Raw genomic sequence first — 16,958 nt, forward strand, 5'->3', positions numbered from 1 at the left:
ATGTGACAGATCATGCGGCGTCGGGCGAGCTGACGAAGTTTTCCGCCGAGCTGAGCTTCTCCCTGGATCCTTTTCAGCGCGACGCGTGCGCCGCGCTGGAAGCGGGGCACGGCGTTCTCGTGTGCGCCCCGACCGGCGCGGGCAAGACCGTCGTCGGCGAGTTCGCGGTGCACCTCGCCCTCGCCTCGGGCGGAAAGTGCTTCTACACCACGCCGATCAAGGCGCTGTCGAACCAGAAGTTCGCGGACTTGACCGAGCGCTACGGGCGCGACAGCGTCGGTTTGCTCACCGGTGACCAGTCCCTGAACCCGGACGCGCCGGTGGTCGTGATGACCACCGAGGTGCTGCGCAACATGCTCTACGCCTCCTCCGACGCGCTGCGCGGGCTGTCGTATGTGGTGATGGACGAGGTGCACTACCTGGCCGACCGGTTCCGCGGCGCGGTGTGGGAGGAAGTCATCCTGCACCTGCCGCCGGACGTGCGGCTGGTCAGCCTCTCGGCGACCGTCAGCAACGCCGAGGAATTCGGCGCGTGGATGGAAACGGTGCGCGGCAACACCTCCGTGGTGGTCGACGAGACCCGCCCGGTGCCGCTGTGGCAGCACGTCATGGTCGGCCGGCGCATGTTCGACCTGTTCGACTCCAGCTCCAGCGAGCAGAAGGTGCTCGTCGACGAGGATCTGGTCCGCTATATCCGGCAGCGGGAGTCCGCGGATCGGATGAACGGCTGGGCGCCGCGGCATCGCGGTGGCGGCCCGCGCCGCGATTTCCGGCCGCTGCCGCGTCCGGAGGTGCTGGCCAAGCTGGACGAGGAAGGTCTGCTGCCCGCGATCACCTTCATCTTCAGCCGTGCGGGGTGCGATGGGGCGCTGGCGCAGTGCCTGCGTTCGCGGCTGGATCTGAGCAGGCCGGACGAGACCGCGGAGATCGACGCGATCATCGAGAAGCACACCGGCGATCTGCCCAAGGGCGATCTGGAGGTGCTCGGTTACTGGGAGTGGCGCGAGGCGCTGCACCGCGGCCTGGCCGCGCACCACGCGGGCATGCTGCCCGCGTTCCGGCACACGGTCGAGGAACTGTTCGTGCGCGGGCTGGTGCGGGCCGTCTTCGCCACCGAGACACTGGCATTGGGCATCAACATGCCCGCCCGCACGGTGGTGCTGGAACGCCTGGTGAAGTACAACGGCGAATCGCACGCCGAACTCACCCCCGGCGAATACACCCAGCTGACCGGTCGCGCCGGCCGGCGCGGCATCGACATCGAAGGTCACGCGGTGGTGCTGTGGCAGCCCGAGGTCGACACCAGCACCGTCGCCGGGCTGGCGTCCACCCGCACCTACCCGCTGCGCAGCTCGTTCAAGCCGGGCTACAACATGTCGATCAACCTGATCGACCGGATGGGCGCCGAGGAAGCGCGGGCCCTGCTGGAACGTTCCTTCGCCCAGTTCCAGGCCGACCGTTCGGTGGTCGGGCTGGTGCGCGGCATCGAGCGTAACGAGGGGCAGCTGCGCAAGCTGCGCGGTCAGCTCGGCGGCGAGGAAGGCGGCTTCCTCGAATACATTTCGCTGCGTGAGCGGATCAAGCAGCGGGAACGGTCGCTGGAACAGCAGAAGCGCTCCGATCGGCGCGGCGCGTCGGTCAATTCGCTGGTCCGGCTGCGCCGCGGCGACGTGGTGGCGATCCCGTCCGGCCGCCGGCAAGGTCTCGCGGTGATCCTGGAACCCGATGCGACACCGGGTGATCCGCGTCCACTGGTGCTCACCGAGGACCATTGGGCGGGCCGGGTGTCGGTCGCCGATTTCCCGGTTCCCGCCGAGGCGCTCGGCCATATGCGGCTGCCGCGCCGCGTCGACCACCGCACCGCGCGGACCCGCCGCGATCTGGCTTCCGCGTTGCGCGGCACCGGCATCGAGGCGCCCGGGCGCAAGCGGCGCGACAAGCGGGCGGCCGCGGCCGACGACCGCGAACTGGACACGCTGCGGCGCTCGCTGCGTTCGCATCCGGCGCACGCGCGGTCCGACCGCGAGCAGATGAGCCGCGTCGGCGAACGCTACAACCGGGTGCTGCGCGAAACCGAGTCCATGCGCCAAAAGGTCGCCGCCACAACCAATTCGCTGGCGCGTACCTTCGACCGGATCCTCGGGCTGCTGGAGGAGCGCGGTTTCGTGCACGAGGGCGAGGTCACCGAGGACGGCCGCCGCCTGGCCCGCATCTACGCCGAGGCGGACCTGCTGGTCGCCGAGTGCCTGCGGGAGGGCTTGTGGCGCGGGCTCGGCCCGGCCGAACTCGCGGCCGTGGTGTCGGCGCTGGTGTACGAGTCCCGTCAGGAGGGCGGCTATCTCGGCGTGACCGGACCCACCGAACCCATCCGGCGGGCCGTGGGCGCCACGGTCGCGGTGTGGAGTCAGCTGCGGACCGACGAGTCCCGGCACAAGCTGCCGCCGACCCGCGAACCCGACCTCGGCTTCGTCACCGGCGTCTACAAGTGGGCGCGCGGCGACGGACTGGCCGAATCGCTGCTGGCCAGCGGCGATCAGGGCAGTCCGCTCTCGGCCGGTGATTTCGTGCGCTGGTGCCGGCAGGTCATCGATCTGCTGGATCAGATTCACAACACCGCCGACGATGTCGAGGTGGCGGGCACCGCGGCGAAGGCGGTGCGGGCGATCCGGCGCGGTGTGGTCGCGGTGGACGCGGCGTAACGTGGCTAAGTTGGGTTACGCGCGCGGCGTCGAACACAGCGGATTCGATTGTGATTTGATTTCTTTCGCGTACCGACCGTGGAGTAGTCGCATGGCGACGAGTCTCGCGCGGGGGGCTACCGTATGTATAACGATGCGAGTGGAGGCAAGATGAGCGGCCCGTACGGACCGAACGATCCCGGGGAGGGACGCAACGATCCCACCCAGCACTGGGGAGCGGACCAGAACCCCGGCCAAGCCGGCCCGACCCAGCAGTGGGGCGGCCAGCAGCCCGGCCAGGCGCAGCCGACCCAGCACTGGGGCGACCAGACGCCGCCTCCGCAGCAACAGCAGTGGGGCCAGCAGACCCCTGGTCAGCCGCAGCAGCAATGGGGTCAGCAGACCGGCGGGCAGCCGCAGCAGCAGTGGGGTCAGCAGACCGGTGGCCAGCAGCAGTGGGGCCAGCAGCCACAACAGGATTGGGGTCAGCAGACCGGCGGCCAGCCGCAGCAGCAGTGGGGTCAGCAGCCGCAGGGCCAGTGGGGCCAGCCCGGCCAGCCGGCGCCGCAGCAGACCCCGGCCAAGAAGAGCAAGAAGGGCCTGATCGCCATCCTGGCGGTCGTCGGCGTGGCGGTGATCGGCGCGCTGATCACCGGCGTGCTGCTGCTCACGGCCAAGGACAAGCTGGACCAGAGCGCCGTCCAGGACGGCGTCAAGAAGGTCCTCACCGACTCCTACGGCATCTCCGACGTCGCCGACGTCTCCTGCCCGTCCGGCCAGGAGGTGAAGGTGGACGCGACCTTCGAATGCAGCCTCAAGGTCAGCGGCGAGCAGAAGAAGGTCAACGTCAAGATCACCAAGGACGATGGGACCTACGAGGTCGGTCGTCCGAACTAGACGGATCGAACGCATCCGCTCGGGTAGCTCGCGCTCCGGCGCGAGCTACCGCCGCGGCGCCGCCCGAATCAGCGCGTGCTCAACGCGGTGACCAAGCGGGCGATGGGGCTCTCGGCGTTGTAGGCGGTCGCGAGCTCACGCAAGCGGTCCGGATCGGCGGGCGTGCGGGGGAGCAGGTCGGGCCGGGAGAGTTCGACCTCGGCGTCGCGGACGATGCGTACCGCCGGGGCGGCAGCCTTCAAATAGTCGTGTGCCGCACGAAGTTTGGCGCGCATGCCGGCGGCGAGATCGGCTTCGGGATCGTCTACCGCCGCGACCAGCGCCTCCAGCGAACCGAAACGATTGATCAGAGTCGCCGCGGACTTGTCGCCGATGCCCGCCACACCGGGGAATCCGTCGGAGGAGTCGCCGCGCAGGGTGGCCATATCGGCGTAGGCCGGGCCCGCGTTCTCCAGGGGCACACCGTATTTCGCGGAAACCTCGGCGGGACCGAACAATTCGGCCTTGGCCAGGCCGCGGCCCGCGTACAGCACACGGACCGGCGGGGCCGGTTCGTCACGCACCAGTTGCAGCAGATCGCGGTCGCCGCTGACAATGACGACCGCGTCGGTGCGCTCCTGGCTGGAGAGGGTGCCGCACACATCGTCGGCTTCCAGGCCCGCCGCGCCGCCGGTCGCGATGCCCGCCGCGGCGAGCACCTCGAGGATCATCTCGACCTGCGGGGTCAACAGGTCCGGCACCTCTTCGGCGCCCGCCGCAGCTGTGCTGGAGGAATCCAGGCGGTGGGTCTTGTAGGTGGGCACCAGGTCGACCCGGAACTGCGGGCGCCAATCCAGATCCAGGCACACCACCAGCCGGCTCGGCGAGTGCTTGGTGATGAGCGAGGCGACCATGTCGGTGAAGCCGCGCAAGGCATTCACCGAACGGCCGTCGGGCGCGGTGATCTTGTCTGGGATCGCGTAGAAGGCACGAAACCACAGACTGGCGCCATCGAGCAGCAACAGAGGCCCACCGGTAGAAGTCACGGCGCTGAGGCTACCCGCCCACCCTGACAAGCTCAGCCCCAGAGATCCCGCAATTCCTTGCGCAGGATGTCGACCTGAACGGTGAGCGCGCCGAGTAATTCCTCGCGGTTGAGCCGGTTGGTGGTGCGGAACGCCCAGCTGGCGTTGCCCTGCGCGTCGATGAGCTTGACCAGGACGAAGGCTTCGATGGCCGTGTCGCCCGGCTCCAGCGGGTGGATTTCGAGACCCCGCAGGACATCGTGGATCGGAACCCGCGGCCCGCTCGCCCCAGAGTGTCTTTCCATCCCCCTAGTTTGCGCTGTGGTGGCCGCTTCCGGCGGCGGGTAACGTCGATGGCTATGAGTTCGCAGACGAAGTCCAGGTTCGCGGCGGATGTGTATCGGGACCGGTTGGAACGGGCAGTGGATCTGATGCGGGCGGCGTCGCTGGACGCCTTGCTCATCACCCCGGGGCCGGACCTGCGGTATCTGATCGGCTCGGACGCCGAATCCTTCGAGCGGCTGACCTGCCTGGTCATCACCGCCGACAAGGCGACGCCCGCGGTGGTGATTCCCAAGCTGGAGCTGGCGTCGCTGGCCGGTTCCGCGGCCGGCGAGCTCGGCCTGCGCGTGCTGGACTGGGTGGACGGCGTCGACCCCTACGAGCTGGTGCACTCCACCCTGCACGCCGGGTCCCGCATCGCGGTCGCCGACGCGATGCCCGCGCTGCACCTGATCCCGCTCGCCCAGTCCACCAGCGGCCTGCCGGTCTCGGCCACCCCGGTGCTGCGGGAACTGCGAATGACCAAGGACGAGGCCGAGATCGACGCGCTGCGCCGGGCCGGCGCAGCCATCGACCGGGTGCACGCCCGGATGGGTGAATTCCTGGTCGCCGGGCGCACCGAGGCCGAGGTCGGCGTGGACATCGCCGCCGCCATCGTCGAGGAGGGCCATACCGAGGCGGCGTTCGTCATCGTCGGCAGCGGCCCGCACGGCGCCGACCCGCACCATCACGTCTCGGACCGGCGCATCGAACCCGGTGACGTGGTAGTCATCGACATCGGCGGCCCGGTCGACCCCGGCTACTACTCCGACTCCACCCGGACCTACAGCATCGGCGAACCGAGCGCGGAGATCGCCGCGAAGTTCGCCGCCCTGGAGCACGCGCAGGCCGCGGCGGTCGCCGCCGCTCGGCCCGGCGTGACCGCCGAATCGGTGGATGCCGCCGCCCGGAACGTCTTGGTGGAAGCCGGATTCGGCGAGGCCTTCGTGCACCGCACCGGCCACGGCATTGGCCTGTCCGTGCACGAGGAGCCCTACATCGTCGCGGGCAACGACCTGGTGTTGCAGGAAGGCATGGCGTTCAGCATCGAACCCGGCATCTACTTCCGTGGCGACTGGGGCGCCCGCATCGAGGACATCGTGGTGGTCACCGCGGACGGCTGCGAATCGATGAACAACCGCCCGCACGGACTCACGGTCCTCTAACCCAGCGAGTCGAGGAAGCCGAGCGCCAGCGTCCAGGTGCGCTCGGCGGCCTCGGCATCCCAATCCGGCAACCCGGGGTCGGTGTATAAGTGTCCCGCACCGCGATACCGGTACACCTCCACGTCGGCCCCGGCCCGCTGCATGTCCAGATACCAGCTGTTCAACCAGTCGTCGGGCTCGTACATGTCCGGGTCGGCCACGTGCAACTGCGTCGGCAGCCCGTCCATCGAAACATCCTCGGGCACATCGGAAGTCCCGTGCAGCAGCAACAGCCCGCGCGCCTTCACATCGGCCAGTCCGATGCTGCCCGCGAAGTACGCCCCCAGCGAGAACCCGGCGTACACCAGCCCCTGCTCCGAATGCGGCGCCGCCGCGACCACCGCCCGCCGCAGCAGTTCGTCCTGCCCGATCTCGTCCCGGATCAGCATCCCCTCCTCGACCGAGTCGGCGGTGCGCCCGTCGTACAGATCCGGCACATACACCTCGTGACCCGCGGCCCGCAGCCGGTCGGCGGCCTCCTGCACCGCCGGTCGCAGCCCGCACGAAGAGTGGAACAAGATGACCTTCATGCTCGGCGACTCTACTGGCGGAGTTCGGCTCCGAGTTCGGGCGATCGGTGAATCCTCACATGCGGAGTGCGGCTCGAGCCCACGACTGTTCCGGTATCGTGCTGCGGTACACGCGCATTGGGGTTGATGGACAATGCATTTCACGGTACTCGGGCCGATCCGTGTGCGACACGATGACGGATCCGATCGAACGCCACGAGCGTTGAAGCTGCGAATGCTGCTCGCCTTACTCATCGACAGCGCCGGTGCGGTGGTTTCGAGTGATCAGCTGATCAAGGGTTTGTGGAACGAACCGCCGCGCACCGCCGACAGTGCGCTCCAAGTCTATGTCTCGCAACTACGCAAGCATTTTCAAGGACAGTCCGGACTGATCGAAACGCGTCATCCGGGCTACGCCCTCTTTCTGTCCGATCACCACTGTGACATCGCACAATCGCAGATCTTCCGATACCGGGCCGTGGCCGCGGAGGCGCGCGGCGACCTGTCCGAGGCTTCGGTGCATCTGGCCAGATATCTGGACCTGTGGGCGGGGCCCACCTTCGCGGATGTGCGCCGCACGACCTGGCTCGAGCAGATCGCCAAGGTGCAGGACGAGCATCGCGCGAACGCGCAGCAGCGCCGGATCGAGATCGATCTGCGCCTGGGACGGCACCAGGCGCTGGTCCCCGAGCTGTACGCGCTGGTGGCGCGCAACGCGAACCAGCAGACGCTGTGGGGTTACCTGATGCTTGCCCTGCACCGATCCGGCCGCTCCGCGGAGGCGCTGGAAGTCTTCACCGAGATGCGCGGCAATCTCGTCGCCAGCCACGGAATCGAGCCGAACCGGGAACTGCGGTCCCTGCAACGCCGCATCCTGGAAGACGATTCGGGCCTGGACGATCCGCTCCTGACGATGAATTGATCAGGCCCGGCCGAAGGCCAGGCACACGTTGTGCCCGCCGAATCCGAAGGAATTCGACAGTGCCGCGTCGATGGCGCCGGCGCGCGCCGTGCCGTGCACGATATCGAGGTCGATCTCCGGATCCTGATGGTCCAGGTTCAGCGTCGGGGGGACCAGCCCTTCTCTGATGCTCAGCACCGTGAGCGCGGCCTCGACGGCTCCGGCGGCGCCCAGCGCATGACCGAGCGCGGATTTCGGCGCGTAGATCGACGCGTCGCGCCCGATCGCCGTGCCGATCGCCCGGGCCTCGGCCAGGTCGCCGAGCGGAGTCGCGGTGGCGTGGGCGTTGACGTGCCCGACTTCCGCGGGCGCCAATCCCGCGGTCCGCAAGGCCTGGGTCATGGCCCGGGCGGCGTGCGTGCCGCTCGGGTCCGGCGCGACCGTGTTGTAGGCGTCGGAGGTGATGCCCGCGCCGAGCAGGCGGGCATGAATGGTCGCGCCGCGCGCCCGCGCGTGCCGTTCGTCCTCGAGGACGAGCAGCGCCCCCGCCTCGCCCAGGACGAATCCGTCGCGATCGCGATCGAACGGGCGGGAGGCGGTGCGCGGATCGCCGGTCCGGGTACTCAGCGCGCGCATCACGGCGAACGCGGCCAGCGGGACCGCGCCGAAACTCTTCTCCACGCCACCCGCCACGACGATGTCGGCGTCGGCGCCGGCGATCAGTCGCCAGGCGTGCGCGATCGCCTCCGCGCCGGAGGCGCACGCGGCGACCGGCGTGTGGATGCCGGCCCGGGCGCCCAGGTCCAGCGCTACGGCGGCGGCCGCGCCGTTGGGCATCATCTGCTGCACCGCCAGCGGCGAAACCTTCCGGTACCCACCGGTTTCGAGGCCGGCGGTGGCGGTCACCAGCACGTCGGCGTCGCCGAGTGCCGTGCCGATCGCGACCGCCAGCCGATCGTGATCCACGCCGGGGCTGCCCGCCGCCCGCCAGGCGACGCGGCTCAGCCGGAGCGCGAGGCGCCCGGTGTAGGCCAGCCTGCGTTGCTCGATCCGGGTCAGCAGGGTGTCGGGAGCCGGTTTCAGGCGACCGCCGATCGTCACCGGCAGCTGGTATCGGTCGATGAGATCGGGTTCCAGCTCGCCGATGCCGCTCGATCCGGACAGCAGGCGCTGCCAGGTCGCGGTGAGGTCGCCGGCGAGTGCGGTCATCGCGGCCATGCCGGTGATGACGACCGCCCGGCCGCTACGTGGTGGGCGCATACCTCAGATACTCCCCAACTTCCGGTGTGATCGTCGCCGTCCGGGCAATTCTTAAGCGCCTCTGAAAAGGCGCTGAAATGGCGCTGAAGCAGCACTGTCGCCGGGCTGAAACCCGGCTCGCTCCAGGTGATCTTCACTCGGCCGCGCAGTACCATTTGGAGCATCCTTGAACCGGCTCAACGTAATCCGATGAAGTTGCGCGAATGAGCGGTCGCATTGTCGTGCTGGGGTCGAATCATGCCTGCTGTTTCCGCTGTCACAGGTGATCCGACCAGGGTTATCGCGGTAATCGGAATGGCTGGACGATTTCCTGGTGCGCCCGATATCGAGAGTTTCTGGAGCCTGCTCGCCGCTGGTCGCGAATCGATTCGACCGGTTCCCGGCGAACGCTGGGACAGCCGTTCCCACTTCGATCCCGAGCTTGCAATTCAGTCCGTCGGCGGATTTATCGATGGCGTAGAGCATTTCGACGCAACATTTTTCGGAATTTCGCCCAGAGAATCCGAAGTGATGGATCCGCAACAGCGATTGATGCTGGAGACCGCCTGGTGCGCGCTGGAGGACGCCGGCACTCCGGCCGCCGCCCTCCGCGGTTCGCGCACCGGCGTCTACGTGGGCGCGCTCTGGCACGACTATGAAACGCTGCGCAAGCAGCGGGGAGTGCCGGTGACCCAGCACAGCCTGGCGGGGTGCGAACTGGACATGATCGCGGCGCGGGTCTCCTACTTCCTCGGGCTGACCGGGCCGAGTTTCGTTGTGACCAGCGGCTGTTCGTCCGCGCTGGTCGCGATCCACGTGGCGCGGCAGGAGCTGATTCTCGGCACGGTCGACGCGGCGCTGGTCGGCGGGGTGAACCTGATCCTGACGCCGGACGCGTCGATCGGGCTCACTCATCTGGGCGCGCTGTCGCCGACCGGCCGCTGCCACGCGTTCGGCGCGGCGGCCGATGGCTATGTGCGCGCCGAGGGCGTCGGCGCGATGTATCTGAAAACGCTGGACCGGGCGATCCGGGACGGCGACCGGGTGCGCGGGCTGATCGTCTGGACCGAGGTCAACAACGACGGCGGCGGGGAGAGCGCCTTCACGCCGAATCCCGTTGCGCAGGAGTCACTGCTGCGACGCGCCTACGCGGCGTCCGGCGTGCCGATCGATCAGGTCGCCTATGTCGAGGCGCACGGCACCGGGACCGGGCGCGGCGACCCGATCGAGGCGGCGGCGATCGGGTCCGTGCTGGGCCGGTCCCGGCGCGGCGGGTTGCCGCCGCTGCCGATCGGATCGGTGAAGACCAACACCGGCCACCTCGAAGCCGCCGCGGCGCTGCCCGGCGTCTTCAAGGCGCTGTTGTCGCTGGAACGCGGCTATGTCCCGGCGAGTCTGCATGCGGAGCAAGTGAATCCGGCGATTCCCTTCGAGCAGCTGAACCTGCGGGTGGCGCACGAGGGTGTCCAGTTGCCCGCGGCGGGTCCGGTCTTTCTCGGAGTCAATTCCTTCGGACTCGGCGGCACGAACGCGCACCTCATCCTGACCCGCGCGCCCGCCCGCGACGCCCCGGCGGACGCGCAGGCGGAGCCGGGGTTGCCGGCATTCCTGCCGCTCTCCGCGCACACCTCCGCGGCGCTGCGGCAACGCGCCGGGGACCTCGCGGATTTCGTCCGGCGGGAACCGGTGGACGCGACGGCGCTGGCGGGCACGCTCGCGCACCGGCGCGATCACTTCGGATTCCGTGCGGCGCTGGTGACCTCCGGCGGCGTCGAACTCCAGCAGTCACTGCGACAGTTCGCCGAGGACGCCGAACCGGCGGGCGGCGCTGTCGAAACCGGCCGGGCCGTCGAGCACCGGGGGACCGCGTTCGTGTTTCCTGGTCAGGGCGGCCAGTGGGCGGGAATGGCCCAGCAGTTGCTGGTGGTCCCGCAGTTCCGGGAGATCATCGACCAGTGCGCGAACGCACTTGCGCCGCACTGTCGCTGGGACCTGCGTTCGGTCCTGGCCGGCACGCACGGCGCGGGCTGGCTGGACCGGATCGACATGGTGCAGCCGGCCCTGTGGGCGACCATGGTCGCCCTCGCCGAGGTCTGGCGGTCGGCGGGGGTCGAGCCCAGCGTGGTGATCGGGCACAGTCAGGGTGAGATCGCGGCGGCGACCGTCGCCGGTGCGCTGTCCTTCGACGACGCCGCCCGCATCGTGGCGTGCCGTAGCGCCCTCGCGCGTCGCACCGTCGGGCACGGCCGGATGCTGGCGGTCGAGCTGAGTCTGCCCGCGGCGGTCGAAGCGCTGGCCGGTTTCGAAGACTCCGTGCACTTGGCCGCGCACAACGGGCCGTCGTCGTGCATCCTCACCGGGCGCACCGACGCGGTGCTGCTGTTGCGGGAGCTCCTCGAGGACGCGGGGACTTTCTGCCGCCTGGTGAATGTCGACTACGCCTCGCACAGTCCGCAGATGGAGGAACTGCGCGCCGACCTGATGGCGGTGCTCGAGCCGATCCGCCCGCGCGCGACCGCGACGCCGATGTACTCCACCGTCACCGGCCGGCCGGTGCGCGGCGCGGAGCTCGACGCCGGATACTGGGTGGACAACCTGTGCCGGCCAGTGCGTTTCGCGGAGGTCATGGCCGAGGTGCTGGGGAATCCGGACCTCACGCACTGCCTCGAGGTCAGCCTGCATCCGGTGCTGACACCCGATGTCGAACAGCTCGCCGAACACCACGGCTCGGCCGCGACGGTCCTGGCCACGCTCTACCGTGGCGCGGCCGCCCCCGCCGATCTGGTGCGGGCCTTCGGCCGGGCATACGTGTGCGGCCTGACGCCGTTCGGGTTCCTGAACGACGCGGCACACCTGCCGATTCCGGCCTATCCGTGGCAGCGACGCCGGCACTGGCCCGGTCCGGCGCGGCGACCACTGGCCGCCACGCTGGGGCAGACCTTGGTTCTGATCCCGGATGTCGTGGAAGACGATGTGCGGCAGGGGCGAATCGAGATCGACCTGGTCGCGCAGCCGTGGCTGCGGGACCATCGCGTCGGCGACTCGATCGTCTATCCGGGCGCGGGATTTCTAGCGCTGCTGGTGCAGGCGGCCGTCGCCCGGACCGGCGCGCCGCCCGCGGAGCTCGGCGATGTCGTGTTCCACGCGGGACTGGTACTGACCGAGGAACCGGCCCACCTGGCCCTCACCTGGCGCGAAGATGTTTCCGGTGGCGCGAGTTGCACTGTTCGCTCGCTGGCGGGGACGGAGCCGGTGTGGCTCGACAATGCCACGGGCCGGGTGTGGTTCGAGCAGCGCGGCCCGGCGGCCGCGCGCTTCCCCGAGCCGCTGCTCAGCGCGCCGCAACGACCCGTCGACGAGCACTACGCGGTCAGCGCGGAACGCGACCTGCACTACGGCCCCTCTTTCCAGGGCATTCGCCGCCTGTTCCGGCAGGGTGCGGAGGCGCTGGCCGAGGTCGTGCTGCCGCCGAACTGCCGGGTCGGCGCCGAGCGCGGTCACCCGCACGTGGCCCTGTGGGACGCCTGTTTGCAGACCGGGCTCGAGGTGTACTCCGGCACCGAGACACTCGTGCCGGTCGGTGTCGAACGCGTTGTGTGGCTACGGTTGCCGGACGCCCCGGTCAGCACGGCCTGGGCGTACGCGGTCCGCCGGGTGGAGTTGTGCGATGTGCTGGTTTTCGACGCGGAGCGCCGTCCGATGCTGGCCATGTATGGGATCCACTTGCGGCCGTTGGCCGTTCGCGAACCGGATGCCGTGCAGCCGACCCTCGACTTCGGTTTCCAGGAGGAACCGGCGATCACGGCAACCGGCTCGCCGAGGGCCTGCGTGGTGTGCGGTCCGGGCGAGGCCGCCGCGCTGCTCGACCGGCTGCGTGCCGATCTCCACGGTTCCGGCGCGGCTGTCGAAACCGTCCTCGTCCCGCCCGGCGTCTCCTCGGCCGCCCTCGCGGAAACGCTGTCCGCGGCCGGCGGAAACGACCTCGTCTTCCTCGCGCCGCCACCCGATCTCGACATCCGGCACTACCAGCAGGGCCTGCGGGCCCTCGCCACTCTGGTGCAGGCGTGCCTGCGCCTCGGCGCGCCACCGCGACTGGTGGTGCTGACGCAGCGGGCGCAGTACGGCGTGGACGGCGATATGCCGGACCCCGGCAGTGCGATGTTCTGGGGTTTCACCAGGGTGGTGCAGAACGAGCATCCGGAGCTGTGCGCGCGGCTGCTCGATGTGGGCCACCTCGAGGATTTTCCCGCTGCCGTGCACGAAATCCAGTGCGTCGACGGCGCGGACCAGCTTGTGCTGCGCGGTTCCCGTCGACTGGCAGGCCGGTTGTCCTATGGCGTCGAGCCGCGGCTCGAACTGCCCGTTACCGGCTGGCGGACCTCGGCCGAGGCGTTCCGGCTGGAGGTGGCGCGCCCCGGCTACTGGGACGGCATGGCGTACCGATCGATGCCGCGCCGCGCGCCCGGGCCCGGCGAACTCGAGGTGGAAGTGACGGCCGCGGGGCTCAACTTCGTCGACGTGATGAAGGTGCTGGGCACCTATCCCGACCGCTCGCGCACGGGGTCGCTGCTCGGTGGTGAATGCGCGGGCCGCGTCACCCGAATCGGACCGGGTAGCACCGGATTCGCGGTGGGCGAGCGCGTCGTAGCGATCGTCATGGGAGCGTTCGCGACCCATGTGATCGTGCGGGCGGCACACGCGCGCACGATCCCGGAGACCATGTCCGACGAGGACGCCGCGGCGACGTCCATCGCCATGGTCACGGCCTGGTACAGCTTGTGTGAGCTGGCGCGCCTGCAACCCGGCGAGACCGTGCTGATCCACTCGGCGGCGGGCGGCGTCGGCCTCGCCGCCGTGCAGATCGCGGAACTGACCGGCGCGCGGGTGATCGCGACGGCCGGTACCTCCGAGAAGCGAAAGCAACTGCGCGACAGCGGAATCGCTCATGTGCTGGATTCTCGGGACTTGTCCTGGGGCCCGGAGGTGGCCCGGATCACCGGCGGCCGCGGCGTCGACGTCCTCCTGAATTCGCTGATCGGTGCCGCCATACCCCTGGGGCTGGACGCGCTCGCCGAGGACGGCCGCTTCGTCGAGATCGGCAAACGCGACATCTACGCGGGACGGCACATCGCCCTCGCGCCGTTCCGGAAGGGAATCAGCCTCGCCGCCGTCGATCTGGACGGGATGATGCAGCGCCGGCCGGAGTTGTTCGCGCGGGTCTTGGGCGCCGTATGGCAGCACCTCGCCGACGGCGTGCTGAAACCGCTTGCGTGGAGCCGGTATTCGTTCGACGATGCCGGCGCCGCGGTGCGCACGCTGGGGTCCGGTGACCTGGTCGGAAAGATCGTGCTGACCGATCCGGCGTCGGTGCGGAGCGTGGCGCCGAAACCGCTCGAGGACGGGCGTTTCCACGCCGACGCGACCTATCTGATCACGGGCGGCCTCGGCGCCCTGGGACTCGCGCTGACGGAATTCCTGATCGCCCACGGCGCGCGGACGATCGTGCTGGTGTCACGGTCCGATCCGGCGGGCGCGGTGCTGCGGCGGGTCGCCGCGCTGCGCGAACGCGGCGCCCGGATCGAGTGCCGCGCCGTGGATGTCGCGGACGCGGGGCGGGTCGGCGCGCTCGTCGAGGAGATTCGGGCCGGGTTGCCGCCGCTGCGGGGCGTCTTCCACATGGCCGCCGTGCTGGCGGACTCGACGGTCGCCAATCTGTCCCCGGACCGGATCGATCACGCGACCGCTCCGAAAGCGGCCGGCTGCGCGAATCTCGACCGCTGCACCCAGGGCATGCCGCTGGATCTTTTCGTGCTCTTCTCCTCGGCGGTCGCGCTCGTCGGGAACCCCGGGCAGGCCGCTTACGCGGCGGCGAACGCCTATCTGGACGCGTTCGCGGCGGCGCGGCGCCTACGCGGGTTGCCGGCGCTGAGCATCCGGTGGGGAGCCTTCGACGCCATCGGGCTCGCCGCCGCCGCGCCGAATCGTGGCGCCCGCCTGGCGGATCGAGGGATCCAGGGATTCGATGTGGACCGCGCGTGGGCGGCCCTGCTGCGGATGCTCGGGACGGACCAGCCGCTGGCCGGGTATGCCCCGTTCGACGTGCGCCGCTGGCTCGACGCCTACCCGCATTGCGCGGCGCGGCCGAGCTGGCAGCAGGTGCGGCAGCTGAGCGCCGGCAACGGATCCGCCGCGGCGCCGGCGAGCGAGTTGCGGAGCCGTCTGCTCGCCGCGCCCAGCGCCGATCGGACCGCCCTTGCGCTGCAACGGGTTCGGGAGCTCACGGCGCAGGTGCTCCGTCTGGATGTCGACATCCTCGACAGTGACACGCCCTTGAAGTCGGTCGGGCTGGACTCCCTGATGGCGCTGGAATTGCGCAACCGGCTGGAGGCGGCGTTCGGGCTGCGTCTGTCCTCGACATTCCTGTGGACCCACGCCGCCCCGCGCGCCATCACGGCCGCGCTGTGTGAGCGAGTGACGGCCGAGACATGATCGACGCGGACAGCCCCGGCGCGGTCACGCCGATGAGCCGCGCGCTGGCGACCATCACCCGGCTCAAAGCCGAACTGGCCGCGCGCACCGAGGAGCCGCCCCTCGCGGTCATCGGCGTCGGGATCAGGTTTCCCGGCGGAATCGATGATCTGAACAGCCTGTGGCAGGCGCTGTCGACGGGACGCGATCTTCTCGGGGACCTGCCACCGCAACGGCGGCGGCGATTCGACGGCGAGTGGGCGGGCCTGCCGCAGCGGGGCGGCTTCCTCACCGATGTGTTCGGCTTCGACGCGAAGTTCTTCGGCATCGGCCCGGCGGAGGCGCGGGCCATGGACCCGCAGCACCGCTTGCTGCTGGAGGTGGCGTGGGAGGCCTTCGAGGACGGAGCATGCCTGCCCGACCTCCGGCAGCCGAGTTCGATCGGGGTCTATGTCGGGATCAGCACCTTCGATTACCTGGACTGGCTCGGCGCCGCGAAAGGCCCCTTTCTCGCGCTGGGGGCCGGGCACTGCTTCGCCGCGGGCCGGATCGCGCACGTGCTCAACCTGACCGGGCCGGCCGTCGCGATCGACACGGCCTGTTCGTCGTCGCTGGTCGCGCTGCATCTCGCGCGGCAGGCCATCGGGCGCGGTGACTGCGGCGCGGCGGTGGTCGCGGGCGTGAACCTGGTGCTCTCGCCGCGGACGACGCGTCTGCTGCACTACACCACCGCGCTGTCACGCCAAGGCGTCTGCCGGGCCTTCGACGCTCGGGCCGACGGGTTCGTGCGCAGCGACGGGGCCGCGGCGATCGTCGTCAAACAGCTCGGCGACGCCGTGCGTGACGGGGACCGGATCCACGCGGTGATCCTCGGTTCGGCGACGAATCAGGACGCGCGCTCCGCGGCGCTCACCGCGCCGTCCGCGCAGGCGCAAGCCGATGTCATTCGCCGGGCGCTCGCCGACGCGGGACTGACCGCGGCCGACATCGGTGTGCTCGAGGCGCACGGCACCGGCACCGCCCTGGGCGATCCGATCGAAGTGGCCGGAATCGCGTCCGCCCTCGCCGGCAGTGGGCGGCGAAAGCTGTTGGTGGGCAGTCTGAAAGCGAATACCGGGCACATGGAGGCGGCCGCCGGAATCGGGGGACTGGTGAAGGTGATCGCGAGCCTGAAACAGCGGATGATTCCGCCGCTCGCGCATTTCACCACGCTGAATCCGCGCATCGACCTGGACGGGCTGCCCCTCGTGTTCGCCGGGGAAACCACGCCGTGGGATTCCGGCATCGGCGAGTTCGCGGGCGTGAGTTCGTTCGGGATGAGCGGGACGAACGCCCACGTGATCGTCGGTGCCGGACCGCCGGAGACCACACGGAAGACAGTGCCGGTCAACGGATTCGAGCTCGGGGCGCGGACACCGGCGGCGCTGCGCGCGCTGGCTCGTCGATATCGCGCTCACCTGGCGCACGCCGATGACCACGATTTTGCGGCCTTCGCCTACAGCGCGACGATGATCGGCCGCCCGCACCCCGTGCGTGCCCGGATCCCGGCCTGCGACCGGCCGGCCGCCATGGCGGCCTTGGATCGGGTTGCCCACGGGGAGGCTGTGGATTCGGTTGTCGCGGCACCGGATTCGCCGAATCTTCCCGGCCGGGCGGTCACCGGCCTGCCGAAATATCCGTGGGAGCGGACAGAGTACGTGCTGGGCTTGACCAGCTGAGCGAATATCGCATGGAGT

10 protein-coding genes are annotated in these 16,958 nt (G+C 69.9%); 6 read left to right on the top strand and 4 right to left on the bottom strand.

The annotated features are described in order from the left end of the window. Positions 1-2: 2 nt before the first annotated feature. Both AB0M14_RS17270 and AB0M14_RS17275 read left to right on the top strand, forming a co-directional pair. On the top strand, positions 3-2,699 hold the full coding sequence (locus tag AB0M14_RS17270) for an RNA helicase (RefSeq protein WP_364995401.1): 2,697 nt from the start codon (positions 3-5) through the stop codon (positions 2,697-2,699). 150 nt (positions 2,700-2,849) lie between these two features. Next, entirely contained in the window at positions 2,850-3,575 is a 726-nt protein-coding gene (locus AB0M14_RS17275; protein ID WP_364995403.1) for a DUF4333 domain-containing protein, read from the top strand. Between the two features lie 68 nt (positions 3,576-3,643). Here AB0M14_RS17275 and AB0M14_RS17280 read toward each other — a convergent pair whose 3' ends face one another. Then, positions 3,644-4,600, bottom strand: coding sequence for a 5'-3' exonuclease (locus AB0M14_RS17280; protein ID WP_364995405.1), 957 nt, complete (start codon positions 4,598-4,600; stop codon positions 3,644-3,646). A gap of 32 nt (positions 4,601-4,632) precedes the next feature. Then, a complete protein-coding gene (locus AB0M14_RS17285) occupies positions 4,633-4,884 on the bottom strand; it encodes a hypothetical protein (RefSeq protein WP_194813723.1) in 252 nt (83 codons plus the stop codon). 54 nt (positions 4,885-4,938) lie between these two features. On the opposite strand from AB0M14_RS17285, the gene AB0M14_RS17290 reads away from it, so the two are divergent. Further along, entirely contained in the window at positions 4,939-6,066 is a 1,128-nt protein-coding gene (locus AB0M14_RS17290; protein WP_364995408.1) for a Xaa-Pro peptidase family protein, read from the top strand. On the opposite strand, the gene AB0M14_RS17295 is transcribed toward AB0M14_RS17290, so the two are convergent. After that, a complete protein-coding gene (locus tag AB0M14_RS17295) occupies positions 6,063-6,869 on the bottom strand; it encodes a dienelactone hydrolase family protein (RefSeq protein ID WP_364995410.1) in 807 nt (268 codons plus the stop codon). The two genes, AB0M14_RS17290 and AB0M14_RS17295, sit on opposite strands and share 4 nt — an antisense overlap. Here AB0M14_RS17295 and AB0M14_RS17300 point away from each other — a divergent pair. Continuing rightward, the gene (locus AB0M14_RS17300; protein WP_364995412.1) at positions 6,850-7,536 is read left to right on the top strand and encodes an AfsR/SARP family transcriptional regulator; all 687 of its coding nucleotides are present in this window, start codon (positions 6,850-6,852) and stop codon (positions 7,534-7,536) included. The two genes, AB0M14_RS17295 and AB0M14_RS17300, sit on opposite strands and share 20 nt — an antisense overlap. On the opposite strand, the gene AB0M14_RS17305 is transcribed toward AB0M14_RS17300, so the two are convergent. Beyond that, positions 7,537-8,775: a KasA/KasB family beta-ketoacyl-ACP synthase gene (locus AB0M14_RS17305; RefSeq protein ID WP_364995415.1), complete on the bottom strand. Its 1,239-nt coding sequence runs from the start codon at positions 8,773-8,775 to the stop codon at positions 7,537-7,539. A 237-nt stretch (positions 8,776-9,012) separates the two neighbouring features. Here AB0M14_RS17305 and AB0M14_RS17310 point away from each other — a divergent pair, with 237 nt between their 5' ends. Together AB0M14_RS17310 and AB0M14_RS17315 are read left to right on the top strand one after the other, a co-directional pair. Continuing rightward, positions 9,013-15,243: a type I polyketide synthase gene (locus AB0M14_RS17310; RefSeq protein ID WP_364995418.1), complete on the top strand. Its 6,231-nt coding sequence runs from the start codon at positions 9,013-9,015 to the stop codon at positions 15,241-15,243. Continuing rightward, on the top strand, positions 15,240-16,940 hold the full coding sequence (locus tag AB0M14_RS17315; protein WP_364995420.1) for a beta-ketoacyl synthase N-terminal-like domain-containing protein: 1,701 nt from the start codon (positions 15,240-15,242) through the stop codon (positions 16,938-16,940). Before AB0M14_RS17310 ends, AB0M14_RS17315 begins: the two co-directional genes overlap by 4 nt. The last annotated feature ends 18 nt before the right edge of the window (positions 16,941-16,958 follow it).

It is taken from the genome of Nocardia sp. NPDC051832, from assembly GCF_040681285.1.
Lineage (GTDB): Bacteria > Actinomycetota > Actinomycetes > Mycobacteriales > Mycobacteriaceae > Nocardia.

Excerpts from the sequence above, each read along its gene's own strand:
- AB0M14_RS17275 (WP_364995403.1), top strand. The coding sequence starts at position 2,850 with ATGAGCGGCCCGTACGGACCGAACGATCCCGGGGAGGGACGCAACGAT.
- AB0M14_RS17285 (WP_194813723.1), bottom strand. The coding sequence starts at position 4,884 with ATGGAAAGACACTCTGGGGCGAGCGGGCCGCGGGTTCCGATCCACGAT.
- AB0M14_RS17290 (WP_364995408.1), top strand. The coding sequence starts at position 4,939 with ATGAGTTCGCAGACGAAGTCCAGGTTCGCGGCGGATGTGTATCGGGAC.
- AB0M14_RS17300 (WP_364995412.1), top strand. The coding sequence starts at position 6,850 with ATGCTGCTCGCCTTACTCATCGACAGCGCCGGTGCGGTGGTTTCGAGT.
- AB0M14_RS17295 (WP_364995410.1), bottom strand. The coding sequence starts at position 6,869 with ATGAGTAAGGCGAGCAGCATTCGCAGCTTCAACGCTCGTGGCGTTCGA.
- AB0M14_RS17305 (WP_364995415.1), bottom strand. The coding sequence starts at position 8,775 with ATGCGCCCACCACGTAGCGGCCGGGCGGTCGTCATCACCGGCATGGCC.
- AB0M14_RS17310 (WP_364995418.1), top strand. The coding sequence starts at position 9,013 with ATGCCTGCTGTTTCCGCTGTCACAGGTGATCCGACCAGGGTTATCGCG.
- AB0M14_RS17315 (WP_364995420.1), top strand. The coding sequence starts at position 15,240 with ATGATCGACGCGGACAGCCCCGGCGCGGTCACGCCGATGAGCCGCGCG.